Origin of the sequence: Bradyrhizobium sp. CCBAU 21365 (genome assembly GCF_015291305.1) — a bacterium.
Taxonomy (GTDB): domain Bacteria; phylum Pseudomonadota; class Alphaproteobacteria; order Rhizobiales; family Xanthobacteraceae; genus Bradyrhizobium; species Bradyrhizobium elkanii.
The window spans coordinates 4,934,777-4,948,631 of the sequence record NZ_CP030036.1 but is presented as its reverse complement, the minus strand read 5'-3'; the positions used below and the strand labels follow the sequence as shown (position 1 = coordinate 4,948,631).

At 65.2% G+C, this 13,855-nt stretch carries 16 protein-coding genes; 13 read left to right on the top strand and 3 right to left on the bottom strand.

The annotated features are described in order from the left end of the window. Positions 1–233: 233 nt before the first annotated feature. From XI02_RS22720 to XI02_RS22685, 8 genes are all read left to right on the top strand, one after another. Entirely contained in the window at positions 234–488 is a 255-nt protein-coding gene (locus tag XI02_RS22720; protein WP_075968695.1) for a hypothetical protein, read from the top strand. Between the two features lie 246 nt (positions 489–734). Then, complete coding sequence (locus XI02_RS22715; protein WP_018271689.1) at positions 735–1,583, top strand: hypothetical protein; 849 nt, start codon at positions 735–737, stop codon at positions 1,581–1,583. Between the two features lie 33 nt (positions 1,584–1,616). Further along, a complete protein-coding gene (locus XI02_RS22710) occupies positions 1,617–1,838 on the top strand; it encodes a hypothetical protein (protein WP_026192781.1) in 222 nt (73 codons plus the stop codon). A gap of 4 nt (positions 1,839–1,842) precedes the next feature. After that, positions 1,843–2,286: a hypothetical protein gene (locus XI02_RS22705; RefSeq protein WP_018271687.1), complete on the top strand. Its 444-nt coding sequence runs from the start codon at positions 1,843–1,845 to the stop codon at positions 2,284–2,286. Between the two features lie 97 nt (positions 2,287–2,383). Further along, entirely contained in the window at positions 2,384–2,899 is a 516-nt protein-coding gene (locus tag XI02_RS22700; RefSeq protein WP_016845947.1) for a hypothetical protein, read from the top strand. Between the two features lie 2 nt (positions 2,900–2,901). Further along, entirely contained in the window at positions 2,902–3,984 is a 1,083-nt protein-coding gene (locus tag XI02_RS22695) for a YihY/virulence factor BrkB family protein (RefSeq protein WP_016845946.1), read from the top strand. Between the two features lie 53 nt (positions 3,985–4,037). Beyond that, on the top strand, positions 4,038–4,262 hold the full coding sequence (locus XI02_RS22690; RefSeq protein WP_016845945.1) for a hypothetical protein: 225 nt from the start codon (positions 4,038–4,040) through the stop codon (positions 4,260–4,262). 9 nt (positions 4,263–4,271) lie between these two features. Beyond that, the gene (locus XI02_RS22685; RefSeq protein ID WP_026192779.1) at positions 4,272–4,601 is read left to right on the top strand and encodes a four-helix bundle copper-binding protein; all 330 of its coding nucleotides are present in this window, start codon (positions 4,272–4,274) and stop codon (positions 4,599–4,601) included. A 191-nt stretch (positions 4,602–4,792) separates the two neighbouring features. On the opposite strand, the gene XI02_RS22680 is transcribed toward XI02_RS22685, so the two are convergent. The 3 genes from XI02_RS22680 to XI02_RS22670 all read right to left on the bottom strand — a co-directional run bounded on the left by XI02_RS22680 (position 4,793) and on the right by XI02_RS22670 (position 7,250). Further along, positions 4,793–5,224 carry a CBS domain-containing protein gene (locus XI02_RS22680; protein ID WP_016845942.1) on the bottom strand — a complete coding sequence of 144 codons (432 nt, stop codon included), beginning with the start codon at positions 5,222–5,224 and terminating at the stop codon, positions 4,793–4,795. 202 nt (positions 5,225–5,426) lie between these two features. Then, positions 5,427–6,674: a DUF763 domain-containing protein gene (locus XI02_RS22675; protein WP_018271685.1), complete on the bottom strand. Its 1,248-nt coding sequence runs from the start codon at positions 6,672–6,674 to the stop codon at positions 5,427–5,429. 87 nt (positions 6,675–6,761) lie between these two features. Continuing rightward, positions 6,762–7,250 carry a ferritin-like domain-containing protein gene (locus XI02_RS22670; protein ID WP_016845940.1) on the bottom strand — a complete coding sequence of 163 codons (489 nt, stop codon included), beginning with the start codon at positions 7,248–7,250 and terminating at the stop codon, positions 6,762–6,764. 238 nt (positions 7,251–7,488) lie between these two features. Here XI02_RS22670 and XI02_RS22665 point away from each other — a divergent pair, with 238 nt between their 5' ends. The 5 genes from XI02_RS22665 to XI02_RS22645 all read left to right on the top strand — a co-directional run bounded on the left by XI02_RS22665 (position 7,489) and on the right by XI02_RS22645 (position 13,700). Then, entirely contained in the window at positions 7,489–7,692 is a 204-nt protein-coding gene (locus tag XI02_RS22665; protein WP_016845939.1) for a CsbD family protein, read from the top strand. 101 nt (positions 7,693–7,793) lie between these two features. Continuing rightward, positions 7,794–8,402 (top strand): cysteine hydrolase family protein, encoded by a 609-nt coding sequence (locus XI02_RS22660; protein ID WP_016845938.1) that lies wholly within the window; start codon positions 7,794–7,796, stop codon positions 8,400–8,402. Between the two features lie 695 nt (positions 8,403–9,097). Then, entirely contained in the window at positions 9,098–10,117 is a 1,020-nt protein-coding gene (locus tag XI02_RS22655) for a TRAP transporter substrate-binding protein (protein WP_038380909.1), read from the top strand. 22 nt (positions 10,118–10,139) lie between these two features. After that, entirely contained in the window at positions 10,140–12,026 is a 1,887-nt protein-coding gene (locus XI02_RS22650; protein ID WP_172647931.1) for a TRAP transporter large permease subunit, read from the top strand. A 24-nt stretch (positions 12,027–12,050) separates the two neighbouring features. Beyond that, a complete protein-coding gene (locus tag XI02_RS22645; RefSeq protein ID WP_172647932.1) occupies positions 12,051–13,700 on the top strand; it encodes an acyl-CoA synthetase in 1,650 nt (549 codons plus the stop codon). The last annotated feature ends 155 nt before the right edge of the window (positions 13,701–13,855 follow it).

Here is a 13,855-nt window from a genome sequence, read left to right as displayed (position 1 = left end):
GACGCGGCAAGGTTCCGACGTCGGAGCTGACGCACCGACCGGCGTCAGCTGTCGAACAGGTGGAAGTGCGGCCACAGCGATCGAGTAGAGCGCATCGACGGCTCCTCGATCTCGCCCGCCGGTCACGTCCAGCCGCCATGATGGTGAAGGAACGTTCAGGAAAGTTCCGATCCTGTTCCTGCAACATGCGCGGACGCCGGTCGTTATCACGGCGTACTGGAAAGGAGGATGCCATGACGAAGCTTACTTACGCTCTTGCCGCAGTTGCGGCACTCTCGACAGCGGCACCGACCGTTGCGAGCGCGCAGGGTGTGGGCATCTATGTCGGCCGCGACCACGGCTACTACGGCGATCGATATTATGGTGGCCCGCGCGTCGACGTATACCGGCATGACCGGGGCTGGCACCACGGCTGGTACAACCATCATCGCGACTACTACCGCGACCGCGGCTTCGTGATCCGTGGTCATGACTGGGACGACGACTAACGGTGCTGGTCGCACGTCGCGATAAGCAGATCGCGATGACCAATGAGGGCCTCGCTTCGGCGGGGCCCTTTTTTGTTGGCTTATCGCATCGCGCCGGTTCGTCCGCGTAGGAACCTTGGCTTCTCCACCCGATTGTCAGGACGAGAAGGACGGAGGAGGTTTTCATGAACCAGTTGATTTATCTGGTCGGACTGATCGTGGTCATTTTGGCGATATTGTCGTTCTTCGGATTGCGGTAGGCGCGCCATGGATAACGAGCGAGGGCTTGCCGTGTCCGCCGCCAACAGGACCGGGCTTCGGCTGCAATGGAGCCCGGTCATCGCCGGCGCGTTGGCCGCGGCGGCGCTGTCGGTGATTTTGATCGGCTTCGGCGCGGCGGTCGGATTGGGCGTGAGTTCAAGCTCGCCGTCGTGGCGCGACGCATCAGCCGCGCTCGCGTTGCTGTCGGGGCTGTATCTGATCCTGCAGGCACTGGTGAGCTTCGGCGTCGGCGGCTACATCGCCGGCCGGGCCCAGCGCGTGATCGGCGCAACGCCATCCGACGAGATCGACAGCTGCGACGGGCTTCACGGACTGACCGCCTGGGCGCTCGCCATCATCCTCGGTGCTACGATCGTCGGGCTGGTTGGCCTGTCGAGCGGGCGTCCGGTGGTCCAGAACCGGCCATCTGCGACGGCCGCGGAGCCGTTGCTGAGCGCCGAGCTCGACCGTCTGTACCGGTCGCCGCGGCGTCCGGCCAATATCGATATCGGCTATGAGCGGGCGGAGGCGGGCCGCATCCTGCTGACGAGCTCCGGCCGCAGCGGCGTCAGCGCCGACGATCGCAGCTACCTGATCCAGCAGGTCGCGGCCGCGACCGGTCTGCCTGCTGCGGAGGCGGAGAAACGCGTCGACAGCGTGATGGGCGATGCCAGGACCGCCATCCAGCGGTCGCGGCGCAGCGCGGTGATTTTGGCATTCTCGGTTGCGGCGGCGCTGCTGTTCGGTGCGGTCGCCGCGTGGGCCGCGGCCGGCGCGGGCGGCCGTCACCGCGACGGGGCCGCGCTGCCGGAGTGGATGGGCGGCAGGCCGACGACGGCCGTGCCGATTGTCTGATGCAGTTGTGTATGTCCTTCAAGGGAGACGATGATGGCAACGATCTTGGTGATGGATCACTCCGGCGACACGAGGCAGCAATTCGATCCCGACAACAGCGAGCAGCTGGCCTGGGCGAATGCCCGCTTCGCCCAGCTCACGTCGGACGGCTACACTGCAGCAATTCGGCAGGCGACCGGAGAGGTGAGGTTGGTCCGCGCGCTTGACCCGACCGCCGAGGAAACCCTGTTCTATCCGAGGCTGGTCGGCGGTTGACGCCATGCTCGCCCGTCTGCGCGAGATGCCCCTGCGGTCCGCGCTCCAAGGAGCCGCCAGCACGCTGCGTGCGACGCTGGCCGCGATCTGGGATCGCTGGAAAGCGTATGAGCGAATTGAGGCGCGCGGACTTGCGCTGCTGTCCGTTTGGCTGTCACCCGAGCAGCGGGCGCAATTCGAAAAGTATAATCGCTTCGACGTCATCGGCTCGGAGTCCGGCAAGCGATACCGGATTTGCTACGGCACCTCGACCAACGTCTACGAGATGGACGGCGGCGATCGCATCGTGCTGGGCTGGTGCTTCCGGCCCGTCGGCTCGCTGGTGGCGGGCGACGTGATGCTTGCCCAGAAAATCGCGCTCGAAACCGACGAACGCGGGGCGCTCATGGTTGCCAAGCCATTCCCGAGCTCCATGCCACCACGCGCAAATCTCCCTCCGGTCAGTTAGCGCTCGGTCCGCGCTGTCTCGCGTGGCGCGAGCTGTCGCGCGTTGCCGGGGGGAGGAACGTCGATCTTCCCGCCGGGTTGTCGGATGCCGACTTGCAATGGACCTGGTCATGCGCGTCAATACCCGGCCGTCTTCGCTGAGCCTGATCTTCCGCTCCTACCTCGCGGACTTGCGACAATGGATGACGCGCTTGGTGACTGGCTACGCATTTGCATGCAGCTTCATGCTGGCGGGTGCGGTCTCGCTTCTGATCGCGATCGGGATCGGGGTTGGCGCGGCTTTCCACGCCCTTGAAGTGCATTACGGCATCTGGATCGCATATGCCGCGATCGGCGGCGCCTTTGTCCTCCTCGGGATCCTGGGGCTGGTCATGGGCCGCGTGCTGCTCGCGCGTCCTGCGCCGGCCGTGCCGCGCCCGGGCCGACAGGCCGACATGCTCAAGCGCGCGATCGCGGTGCCCGTCGTGGCGCGGCTGATCGCCTCCAATCGGACGGGAGCAGGGGGGAGCGTAGATCCCACCACCCGGGCACTGGCCGCCGGGGCTGCAATCATGCTTGTCGGCTGGCTTGCTGCATCGCGCGCCCGGCGTCAGCGCGACGCGATCCAGGACTAGCGATGGCGCCGCGCAATTGGACGAACGACCTGATGCTCGCCGGCGCAGCAGCTCTGGCGACCTTGGCGATCTCTCGCCAACTGTCCCGATCGGAGCGGCCGTCCGATCGGGAGCAGGGCGTCGAACCCACGCTGGCGGAAACCCTGGATCGCGGACGGCTTGCCGACACGCCACTTGAGATTCCGGCTGCCGGCTGGAAGGACATTCTGCTGCGCACCTATCAGCAGATCGGCGAGGACCGCCTGCTGGCCACCGCGGCCGGCGTCGTGTTCTACGGCTTGCTGGCGATCTTCCCGGCCATCACGGCGCTGGTCTCGAGCTACGGCCTGTTCGCCGATCCCTCCACGATCTCATCGAACCTGCAGAGCCTGGCGCTGATGCTGCCGGAAGGCTCGTTTGCCATCGTCCAGGACCAGATCGCCCGCGTGCTCGCGAAGGGGACCTCGACGCTTGGCCTGACCTTTGCCGGCGGCCTGCTGATCGCGATCTGGAGCGCCAATGCCGGCATGAAGGCGATCTTCGATGCGCTCAACGTTGTCTATGACGAGAAGGAAAACCGCGGCTTCGTCAAACTCAACCTGATGTCCCTCGCGTTCACGATCGCCGGGCTGATTTCCATCATGCTGATGGTCGGAGCGGTGGTCGTCGTCCCGCTGCTGCTGCGGCAGGTTGGACTGGGCACGACGGCCGAACTCGTCATTCGGCTCGGACGGTGGCCGATCCTGGTGCTCCTGCTCCTCACCGCGCTTGCGGTGCTTTACCGCTATGGCCCGAGCCGAACTAGGCCGCGCTGGCAGTGGCTCAGCGTCGGCGCCGTTGCAGCGGCCGTGCTGTGGCTGGCCGGTTCGGTGCTGCTCTCCTGGTATCTGGCGAACTTCGGCGATTACAACGCGACCTACGGCTCGCTGGGGGCGGCCATCGGTCTGATGACGTGGATGTGGATGTCCGCCATCATCGTGCTGTGCGGGGCAGAGCTGAATTCAGAGATCGAGCATCAGACGATGCTCGATTCGACCGAGGGCCTCCGCAAGCCGCTCGGAGCGCGTGGCGCAACCATGGCCGACACGGTCGGCAGGGCGTCGTAACCGGCGCAGACCCCGCAGCAGCGCACCCGGCAATGAGCATAGGAACCAATGGCATGACCCGGACTTATGCCAAAATGGTTGAGATCAACGTGCTGGAAAAACCGATCGAGCGGATCAAGCAAACCTGCGAGCTGATGGGCATCGCGGACAGGTTCGACCGCGCGCTTCCCGAGCTCGAGACCTTCCTCGAAGCCGAGATCGCGCAGGGCGAGGTCCGCGAGTCGAGGCTGACCCTTGACGGGCTCTGCTACCTGCGCCAGCTGCTGGCGCAGGCGTGAGGTACCGACATGGCATTCTCTGAGGAAATGAACCGATGCGTCGAGACCTGTCTGTCCTGCTATAGGACCTGTCTCGGCACGGCCATGAACCATTGTCTCGTCACCGGCGGCAAGCATGTCGAGCCGGCGCATTTCCGATTGATGATGGCCTGTGCGGAAATGTGCCGGACGGCGGCCCATTTCATGCTGATCAACACCCCGCATCACAAGCACACCTGCCGGGAATGCGCGGAGATCTGCGGTGAATGCGCCGAGGATTGCGATCGCGTCGGCGGCATGGACGAATGCGTGGCGATGTGCCGTGCGTGCGCGGAATCCTGCCGCAAGATGGCGGCTTGACGGCGCGGGCTCGCCGTTCGGTCAATCGGAGCTGACGTAGTGGGCGCGCCAGAGCAGCGCCGTGACGATCAGGGCGATGACCCCGGCGGCAATCACGATCCAAGGGACATAGTCGGCCATTGGCGCACCTGACGCTCCGCTTCGAGAGCCAGGCCTTTGCGAGCCAGCGCGCGAAGCGGAGCCGTGTAAGTCTAGAGTTGCGCGTGCTGGGTGGTCGGGCGCGAGATCTGGCTGAGCGCCATGCCGGTGCCATCGCTGGCCTGGATCAGGGCGATATCCCCGAGCGCGATGATTCCGACCAGGCGCTTGTCCCGGCTCAGCACCGGCAGGCGCCGAACCTGGATCGCACCCATGTTCTGCGCGATGTCCTCGAGCTCCTGATCCTCGAAACAATACTTCACCTCGGCCGTCATGACGTCGCCGACCCGCGAGTCGGGGCCGCGACCCATTCCGATGCCGCGAAGCGCGATGTCGCGGTCCGTGATCATGCCGACCAGGCGCTCGCCATCGGCAACCGGCAGCAGGCCGACACCGAGCGCGGCCATCGCTTCTGCGGCATCGCGGAGCGTATCGTCGGGGGTGCACAGCTGGACGTCAGGTGTCATCGCGTCGCAAACCTTCATGCTCGCCTCTCCATGTGGCTGGTTGCGTCAACGGCCTAACGATGCGGCCCGGAACGGCGTTCCTAACTTTGTCGCCGCGGCCAGGACGCAGGCGACCAACGGGAACGAAGCGTAGGCGTCGGCCGGCCGTGGTGCTACTTGCCGTTCTCGGTGGTCACCTCGAAGGACCTGACGATGGATCGAGCGGTGATCAGCCCTCGCTTCAAGGCTTGGTGATTCCGTTGCGCTGGGCGAGGTCGGCTTCCCAGCCGAACACCGAGCGGCCGTCGAGCGCAGGAGAACGGGCCCGCTCGTTCGCGACAAACGCCTCGAAGGAGGGGCCGGTGGCGGTTCGTTCCAGCCTGCGGGCCTGATCGTCGAGCCGCTTCAAGGCCTGCATCTCCTCGTCGCGGCCGAGCCTTGCCTGCTGCACGGCCGATTTCAGCACGCGGATGGTCTCGTCATAGACCTTGATCGGCACCGGGAAGGGATGACGGTCCTTGCCGCCATGGGCGAGCGAGAAGCGTGCCGGGTCGCGGAAGCGGTAGGGCGTCCCGTGAACGACCTCGGCGACCATCGCGAGCGACTGCACCGTGCGGGCGCCGACGCCGGGCGTCAGCAGCAGCTCGGGAAAATCCAGCGGCCCGCGATCGATAGCCGCGGCCAAGGTGCCGTGCAGGCGGCGCACGAACACGTCGCTCGAGCGCACGTCGTGATGCGCGGGCATGATCAGGTGCAGGAGGTCCGGCTGCGCAGCTGCGCTCTGCGTCAGCTCGGCATATTCGCGCGTGATGCCGTCCGGCCCCAGCGCGGCGAGCAGATCAAGCTGCGCCTGGCGTGAGCTTTCGGCGCGGTGATCGGTGAGATTGACGATCTCGCCCTGCGTCGGTCCGTCGATCGCGCTATGCGGCTCGTCGACGAAGCTGCGCAGGCCCTCGGAGTGCCAGTGATAGCGGCGGGCCTGCCGCTTGTCGCCGTTCATGCCTTGCTGGACGACGGTCCATTTGCCGTCGTCGGTGACGAAGAAGCCGTGCAGGTAGAGCTCGAAGCCGTCCTGCACCGCGGCGCTGTCGACCTTGGCCACCAGCCGGCTCGCGCGGGTCAGGGCGGCACCGTCGAATCCGACGCGGTCGCCGAGGGCGGACAGTTCATCGGGCGTGCGGCGCGAATGCTTGCCGCGGCCGCCGCAGACGTGGATTCCGAGCTCGCCTTGCAGCGGCGCCAGACCTCGCTTCAGCGCGCCGATCACGCTGGTGGTGATGCCGGACGAGTGCCAGTCCATGCCCATCGCGGCGCCGAACGACTGAAACCAGAATGGATGCGAAAGTCGCTGCAAAAAGGCATCGCGGCCGTAATGGTGGACGATGGCCTCGGTGATGATGCCGCCCAGCGTCGCCATGCGCGCCGCCAGCCATGGCGGCACGCGGCCGCCATGGAGCGGAAGATCGGCGCTGCCGGTGCGTCGGGCCATCGGGCTCCCAGATGCTGAATCGGCGTCCAATCTACCAGCAAATGCGAGGGAGTGTACAAAGCGGACGTCGCTTCATCGCGCGTCTCGTCAGGCGGCTTCGGCGTTGATGCCGCTGACGGCGAGCTTGGTGAGCGCTTCATCCGTCTTCTTTTCCTCGGCCAGGGTCTGGTCGATGAGCTTGACCGCATCCTTCATGCTGAGCTTCGTAGCCCACGCCTTCAAGGTGCCGTAGCGGGCGATCTCGTAATGCTCGACCGCCTGGGCTGCCGAGAGCAGGCCCGCGTCGAGCGCCGGCGTGTCGGCATACTCCTCCATGATCTCCTTGCCCTCGTCGATGATCCCCTCGATGGCGTCGCACTTCTTGCCGCGCGCCGGCTTGCCCATCAGGTCGAAGATCTGCTCGAGCCGCTCGATCTGTCCTTCGGTCTCGTCATGATGCTTCTCGAAGGCCGCGCGCAGGTCGTCGGACTCGGCGGCCTTGGCCATCCGCGGCAACGCCTTCAGGATCTGCTTTTCCGCGTAGTAAATGTCCTTGAGGGTATCGAGGAAGAGGGCGCTGAGATCCTTGTCCGGCATTGGTCGCTCCGTGTGTTGGGTGAACAGTTCGGAGTGCCAACACGAGTGCGAAAAGCAAGTTCCTATCCTTGATCGATGCGCGGCAAAGCGCCTCGTCGGCCGTCGCGCATTCAAGCGCGCTACGATGGAGCTTGGTCGGATTGCGAAGTCTGGATTGCGAAGTCTTGCCGCAACGCGGCTTCGGAACGAAGCCTCGGCCGGCCCGTTGGTCGATCTCATCGTTCAAGGGAGAAACGCAATGGATTGGAATCGTGTCGAAGGCAACTGGAAGCAGGTCAAGGGCAAGGTCAAGGAGCAGTGGGGCAAGCTCACCGATGACGATCTCGATGTGATCGCCGGCAAGCAGGACCAGCTCGAGGGCCGTCTGCAGCAGCGCTACGGCTATGCCAAGGATCAAGCCGCCAAGGAAGTGAACGACTGGTACGGCCGCCAGAAATGGTGAGCGGGACCGCGTTCCGGGCCCCGCTTCGGCGGGGCCTCTTGCGTCCTGGGCGGCTGAACCTGCGTGTGACGGCATCCGGTCGGCGCGCGCAGGAGTGAGCGATGGGACAGCTTCTCAGCCCGCCGGGTCCGCGCGCGGCGCACCTTTGCATCGACATGCAGCGACTGTTCGAGCCGGGAGCGCCCTGGGCGACGCCCTGGATGGACCGCGTGCTGCCATGCATCGTCGAGCTGGCGCAGCATGCGCCTGAACGTACCGTGTTCACCCGCTTTATTCCGCCGCGCTCGAAGCACGACGCGCAAGGGATTTGGCGGGCCTATTACGAGAAATGGGAATGCGTGACCCGTGAGCGGCTCGATCCGGAGTTGATCGAACTCGTGCCGGCGCTCGCCGCCTGTGTGCCGCCGGCCGCCATCGTCGACCGGCCGACCTACAACGCGTTCGGCAATGGGCGCCTGCAAGCTCATCTGGACGCGCACGGGATCGATACGGCCATCGTGTCGGGCGGCGAGACCGACGTGTGCGTGCTCGCCACCGTGTTGGCCGCGATCGATATCGGCTATCGGGTGATCGTGGCCGAGGACGCGCTGTGCAGCTCTTCCGATCAAAGTCATGACGCGCTGCTGCAGCTTTATGCCGAACGCTTCAGCATCCAGATCGAGGTGGCATCCACGGCCGATATCCTCCGGATGTGGACCCTCGACGACTGAAGCGACAACGCGCCGATGCGAGGTACTGGTATCAGGGCGGTCGGAGCAGGGGTGGCAATACCTGCTTCCTGGTGCTGAGCTGACGCTGGCGATGCGTAGCTGCGAGGCAGCCGTTCAGGGGCACCGCGGTTGGCAATTGCGCGCCTGGACGCAGCACGATTGCCTCCGCGGGAGCCGACGCAATCATGGTGATGCCGAGCAAGCCAAGCGCGCGCACCAAGCTTGCGAGCCCGGAGCGTGCCTGGCTGATACGGCTCATCGCTCGACGGCTGGAAGGTAGGACTTGGGCCGTCAATCTGCGAGACGGTAACAAGGTTCCTGATTCTCGGCCTTGTGGCGAAGGTGAGCGGAGCAATGGGATGGCCGCCGGTGATCGTAGCCACGCCCATATCCGTAATTCGCATAAGGTATATTATGGAATATTTATATCTACAATTAGATCAGATATTTAGTGGGAAATCTTCGCACCGGTCTGCAAGTTGGCGCGTGTGCTGATGTGGCCAAGCCGGTCGTCCGGCCCGTGCCGATGCCGCAGCGATCCACGCGCGCGCATCTCGTCTGAAAGCCGATATTGCCGCCGCGTACGGACGCTGCAATAAGCCCCAGCTGTGCAGAGATCGCTGGTGACCCCGCGGCATCAGGTCCGTATAGGATGGCATCTCAGAACAACAACAAGCCTCTCAAGGGAGCAACCAATGAGCTTTTCACGACGCACGCTGCTGAAGGTCTCCGCCGCTTCCGCCGTCCTCGGCGGGATTGGCGCGCCCTATGTCGCGCGCGCCCAGTCGGCCGAGTTCTCTTACAAGTTCGCCAACAACCTGCCGGAGTCGCATCCGTTCGTGGCGCGCGCCCGGGAGATGGCCGCGGCGATCAAGACCGAGACCAACGGCCGGTTTGACCTGCAGGTATTCCCGAACAGCCAGCTCGGTTCCGATACCGACATGCTGAGCCAGGTGCGCTCCGGCGGCGTCGAGTTCTTCACGCTGTCCGGCCTGATCCTGGCAACCCTGGTGCCGGCCGCCTCGATCAACGGCATCGGCTTCGCATTCCCGGACTATCCCACGGTCTGGAAGGCCATGGACGGCGAGCTCGGCGCCTATGTGCGCGGCGAGATCAACAAGGCCGGCCTCGAGGTCATGGAGAAGATCTGGGACAACGGCTTCCGCCAGACCACGTCGTCGACCAAGCCGATCACCGGTCCCGACGATCTCAAGGGCTTCAAGATCCGCGTGCCGGTGTCGCCGCTATGGACCTCGATGTTCAAGGCGTTCGATGCATCGCCCGCCTCGATCAATTTCAGCGAGGTCTATTCGGCGCTGCAGACCAAGATCGTCGAAGGCCAGGAGAACCCGCTGGCGCTGATCTCGGCGGCGAAGCTGTACGAGGTGCAGAAATACTGCTCGCTGACCAACCACATGTGGGACGGCTTCTGGTTCCTGATGAACCGCAGAGCCTGGGCGGCGCTGCCGGACGATATCAAGACCATCGTCGCCAAGAACGTCAACGCGGCGGCCGTCAAGGAGCGCGAGGATACCGAGAAGCTGAACGCCACCGTGAAGCAGGAGCTCACCGGCAAGGGGCTGGTCTTCAACCAGCCCGAGGTCGGGCCGTTCCGCGACAAGCTCCGCGCCGCCGGCTTCTACGCCGAGTGGAAGGGCAAGTACGGCGAGAAGGCCTGGGATCTGCTCGAGAAGTCCGTCGGCAAACTGTCCTGATCGATCAAGCAGGAGGCTTGCCATGGCTCATGTCGAGATGACGCCGGCCGTGGCCGGCGAGGCGGCGTCGCAGCCCCCTCGCCGCCGCTCCGTTCTCGGTTCCATCGACGCGGCGCTCGGGATGCTGGTCGAAATCCCGGCGGCGATCCTTGTCGTCGCCGAGGTCGTGATCCTGTTCGCCGGCGTTGTGTCCCGTTACGTGCTCCATGCGCCGCTGATATGGTCCGACGAACTGGCGTCGATCCTGTTCCTGTGGCTCGCGATGCTGGGCTCGGCGGTGGCGTTCCGCCGCGGCGAGCACATGCGGATGACGGCGCTGGTCGCAAGCGCGGGACCGCGGCTCTGGGCCTATCTCGACGTCGTCGCAACCTGCGCCGCGCTGGCGTTCCTGATCCTGATCGTGCGGCCGGCCTATGAATATGCCTACGAGGAAAGCTTCATCACGACGCCGGCACTGCAGATTTCCAACACCTGGCGCGCGGCGGCGCTGCCGGTCGGCACCTGCCTGATGGCGCTGTTCGCGCTGCTGCGGCTGGCCCGGGTCGGTGATTTCAAGACCTTCCTGCTGGCCGCGCTGACCGTGGCTGCGCTGATTGGCGCGTTCTGGCTGGCGCAGCCGATGCTGCGGCCGCTCGGCAATCTCAACCTGATCATCTTTTTCGTCGGCGTGGTCGGCTTCTGCGTGTTCGCCGGCGTGCCGATCGGCTTTGCCTTCGGCATGGCGATCTTCGGCTATCTGGCGCTGACCACGCGGACGCCGCTGATGGTGCTGGTCGGCCGGATGGACGAGGGCATGAGCCATCTGATCCTGCTGTCGGTGCCGCTGTTCGTCTTCCTCGGCCTGCTGATCGAGATGACCGGCATGGCGCGGGCCATGGTGGCGTTCCTGGCGAGCCTGCTCGGCCATGTCCGCGGCGGCCTGCATTACGTGCTGGTCGGCGCCATGTATCTGGTCTCCGGCATCTCCGGATCGAAGGCCGCCGACATGGCCGCCGTCGCGCCGGTGCTGTTCCCGGAAATGAAGCAGCGCGGCGCCAAGCCGGGCGATCTGGTCGCCCTGCTCGCCGCCACCGGCGCGCAGACCGAAACCATTCCGCCGAGCCTTGTGCTGATCACGATCGGCTCGGTGACCGGCGTCTCGATCTCGGCGCTGTTCACCGGCGGCCTGCTGCCGGGCGTGGTGCTGGCGATCACACTGTCAGGGTTGGTGTGGTGGCGCTACCGCGGCGAAGACCGCAGCCACGTCCAGCGCGCCACCGGCAGCGAGATCGGCAAGGCGTTCGTGTTCGCCCTGCCCGCATTGGCCCTGCCCTTCGTGATCCGCTACGCCGTGGTCGAAGGCATCGCCACCGCCACCGAAGTGTCGACCATCGGCATCGTCTACGCCTTCGCCATCGGCCTCCTGATCTACCGCAAGTTCAACTGGCGGCGGCTGTTGCCGATGCTGATCGACACGGCGTGCCTGTCGGGGGCGATCCTGTTCATCATCGGTACCGCGACCGGCATGGCCTGGGGCCTGACCCAGTCCGGCTTCTCGCGGGCGCTGGCGGCGGCGATGACCGGGCTGCCCGGCGGGTCGGCGACCTTCATTGCAGTCTCGATCCTGGCCTTCGTGATCCTCGGCAGCGTGCTCGAGGGCATCCCGGCGATCGTGCTGTTCGGGCCGCTGCTGTTTCCGATTGCGCACCAGGTCGGCGTCCACGAGGTGCACTACGCCATGATCATCATCCTGGCCATGGGCATCGGGCTGTTCGCGCCGCCGTTCGGGGTCGGCTATTATGCCGCCTGCGCCATCGGGCGCGTCGATCCGGCCGAGGGTATCCGGCCGATCTGGGGTTACATGCTGGCGCTGTTGATCGGCCTGATCATCGTCGCCATCTTCCCCTGGATATCGATTGGATTCCTTTGAGAACCTAGCGGATTGGATAGAGCCATGAGTGCAGCTCAAAATCAGTACTCGATCGGGTTGGACAAGACGCCGGCCAACTACGTGCCACTTTCGCCGCTGAGCTTCCTGGCGCGCTCGGCCGCCGTCTATCCAGACCACGTCAGCGCGGTCTATGAGGGCCGCAGCTTCACCTGGAAAGAGACCTACGAACGCTGCAAACGCTTTGCGTCCTACCTCGCGGGCCATGGCATCGGCCCTGGCGACACGGTCGCGGCGATGCTGCCGAACATCCCGGCGATGAACGAATTGCACTTCGCGGTGCCGATGACCGGCGCGGTGCTCAACGCGCTCAACATCCGCCTCGACGCGGCGTCGATCGCGTTCCAGCTCGAGCATGGCGGCGCCAGGATCATTCTGGTCGATCCCGAATTTTCCGGCGTGATCGCGGAAGCCTTGACCCTGATGAAGGGCGCAAAGCCGTTCGTGATCGACGTCGATGACGCCGCCTTCAGCTGCGGCAAGCGGATCGGCGAGATCGAGTATGAGGCGGCGGTCGCGGCGGGCGATCCTGCCTTTGTGGAGCGGCCGCCGGCCGACGAATGGGATGCGATCGCGCTGAGCTACACGTCGGGCACGACGGGCAATCCCAAGGGCGTCGTGACCCATCACCGCGGCGCCTATCTCAACGCGGTCAGCAACATCCTCGCCGGCAATCTCGGCCAGCATCCGGTCTATCTCTGGACGCTGCCGATGTTTCATTGCAACGGCTGGTGCTTCCCCTGGACCATCGCGGCGACCGCCGGCGTCAATGTCTGCCTGCGCAAGGTCGACCCGGCCAAGATCTTCGAACTGATCCCGAGGCACGGCGTCACCCACATGTGCGGTGCGCCGATCGTCTACAACACGCTGATCAACGCGCCCGATGCGCCGAAGGGCGGCAAGGCAAAGCCCGTCGTCGGCCTGATCGCCGGCGCGGCGCCGCCGGTTGCAGTGCTCGAGGGTGGCGAGCGCATCGGCATCAAGCTGACCCACGTCTACGGGCTGACCGAGGTCTATGGCCCCGCCTCCGTCTGCGCCGAGCAGCCGGGCTGGGACGAGCTGTCGGCTGACGCGCGCGCACAGCTGAAGCGGCGTCAGGGCGTGTCCTATCCGCTGCAGGAAGGTGTCACGGTGCTCGATCCCGAAACCATGCGCGAGGTGCCGCGCGACGGCGAGACCATCGGCGAGGTCATGTTCCGCGGCAACATCGTGATGAAGGGCTATCTGAAGAACGAGAAGGCGACGCAGGAAGCCTTCGCCGGCGGCTGGTTTCACACCGGCGATCTCGGCGTGCTCGACGAGCACGGCTACGTCATCATCAAGGACCGCTCCAAGGACATCATCATCTCCGGCGGCGAGAACGTCTCCTCGGTCGAGGTCGAGGACATCCTCTACAAGCACCCGGCGGTGCTGTTCGCGGCCGTGGTGGCAAAGCCCGACCCGAAATGGGGCGAAGTACCCTGCGCCTTCATCGAGCTGAAGGACGGCGCCAAGGCGACCGAGGCCGAGATCATCGCCTATTGCCGCGAGCACATGTCGGGGTTCAAGACGCCGAAATCGGTGGTGTTCGGGGTGATCCCGAAGACCTCGACCGGCAAGATCCAGAAATTCCTGCTGCGTAGCCAGGTCGGATCGGCCAAGGCGATCTCGGCCTGACAGCGCCACATACCCGCTGTCGTCCCGGGCTTGACCCGGGACCCATAACCACGAATGCCGATTGTATTGCAATGCTGGAGCGACAGCTTACTTCAACAACGATGCCCTGTGGTTATGGGTCCCTGCTCCCGTGCGCAATTGCGCACTAGGCAGGG

Bases quoted from the DNA above. Each gene is read 5' to 3' on its own strand.
- XI02_RS22705 (WP_018271687.1), top strand. From the start codon at position 1,843: ATGCTCGCCCGTCTGCGCGAGATGCCCCTGCGGTCCGCGCTCCAAGGA.
- XI02_RS22720 (WP_075968695.1), top strand. From the start codon at position 234: ATGACGAAGCTTACTTACGCTCTTGCCGCAGTTGCGGCACTCTCGACA.
- XI02_RS22715 (WP_018271689.1), top strand. From the start codon at position 735: ATGGATAACGAGCGAGGGCTTGCCGTGTCCGCCGCCAACAGGACCGGG.
- XI02_RS22670 (WP_016845940.1), bottom strand. From the start codon at position 7,250: ATGCCGGACAAGGATCTCAGCGCCCTCTTCCTCGATACCCTCAAGGAC.
- XI02_RS22665 (WP_016845939.1), top strand. From the start codon at position 7,489: ATGGATTGGAATCGTGTCGAAGGCAACTGGAAGCAGGTCAAGGGCAAG.
- XI02_RS22675 (WP_018271685.1), bottom strand. From the start codon at position 6,674: ATGGCCCGACGCACCGGCAGCGCCGATCTTCCGCTCCATGGCGGCCGC.
- XI02_RS22660 (WP_016845938.1), top strand. From the start codon at position 7,794: ATGGGACAGCTTCTCAGCCCGCCGGGTCCGCGCGCGGCGCACCTTTGC.
- XI02_RS22695 (WP_016845946.1), top strand. From the start codon at position 2,902: ATGGCGCCGCGCAATTGGACGAACGACCTGATGCTCGCCGGCGCAGCA.
- XI02_RS22690 (WP_016845945.1), top strand. From the start codon at position 4,038: ATGACCCGGACTTATGCCAAAATGGTTGAGATCAACGTGCTGGAAAAA.
- XI02_RS22655 (WP_038380909.1), top strand. From the start codon at position 9,098: ATGAGCTTTTCACGACGCACGCTGCTGAAGGTCTCCGCCGCTTCCGCC.
- XI02_RS22645 (WP_172647932.1), top strand. From the start codon at position 12,051: ATGAGTGCAGCTCAAAATCAGTACTCGATCGGGTTGGACAAGACGCCG.
- XI02_RS22700 (WP_016845947.1), top strand. From the start codon at position 2,384: ATGGACCTGGTCATGCGCGTCAATACCCGGCCGTCTTCGCTGAGCCTG.
- XI02_RS22685 (WP_026192779.1), top strand. From the start codon at position 4,272: ATGGCATTCTCTGAGGAAATGAACCGATGCGTCGAGACCTGTCTGTCC.
- XI02_RS22650 (WP_172647931.1), top strand. From the start codon at position 10,140: ATGGCTCATGTCGAGATGACGCCGGCCGTGGCCGGCGAGGCGGCGTCG.
- XI02_RS22680 (WP_016845942.1), bottom strand. From the start codon at position 5,224: ATGAAGGTTTGCGACGCGATGACACCTGACGTCCAGCTGTGCACCCCC.
- XI02_RS22710 (WP_026192781.1), top strand. From the start codon at position 1,617: ATGGCAACGATCTTGGTGATGGATCACTCCGGCGACACGAGGCAGCAA.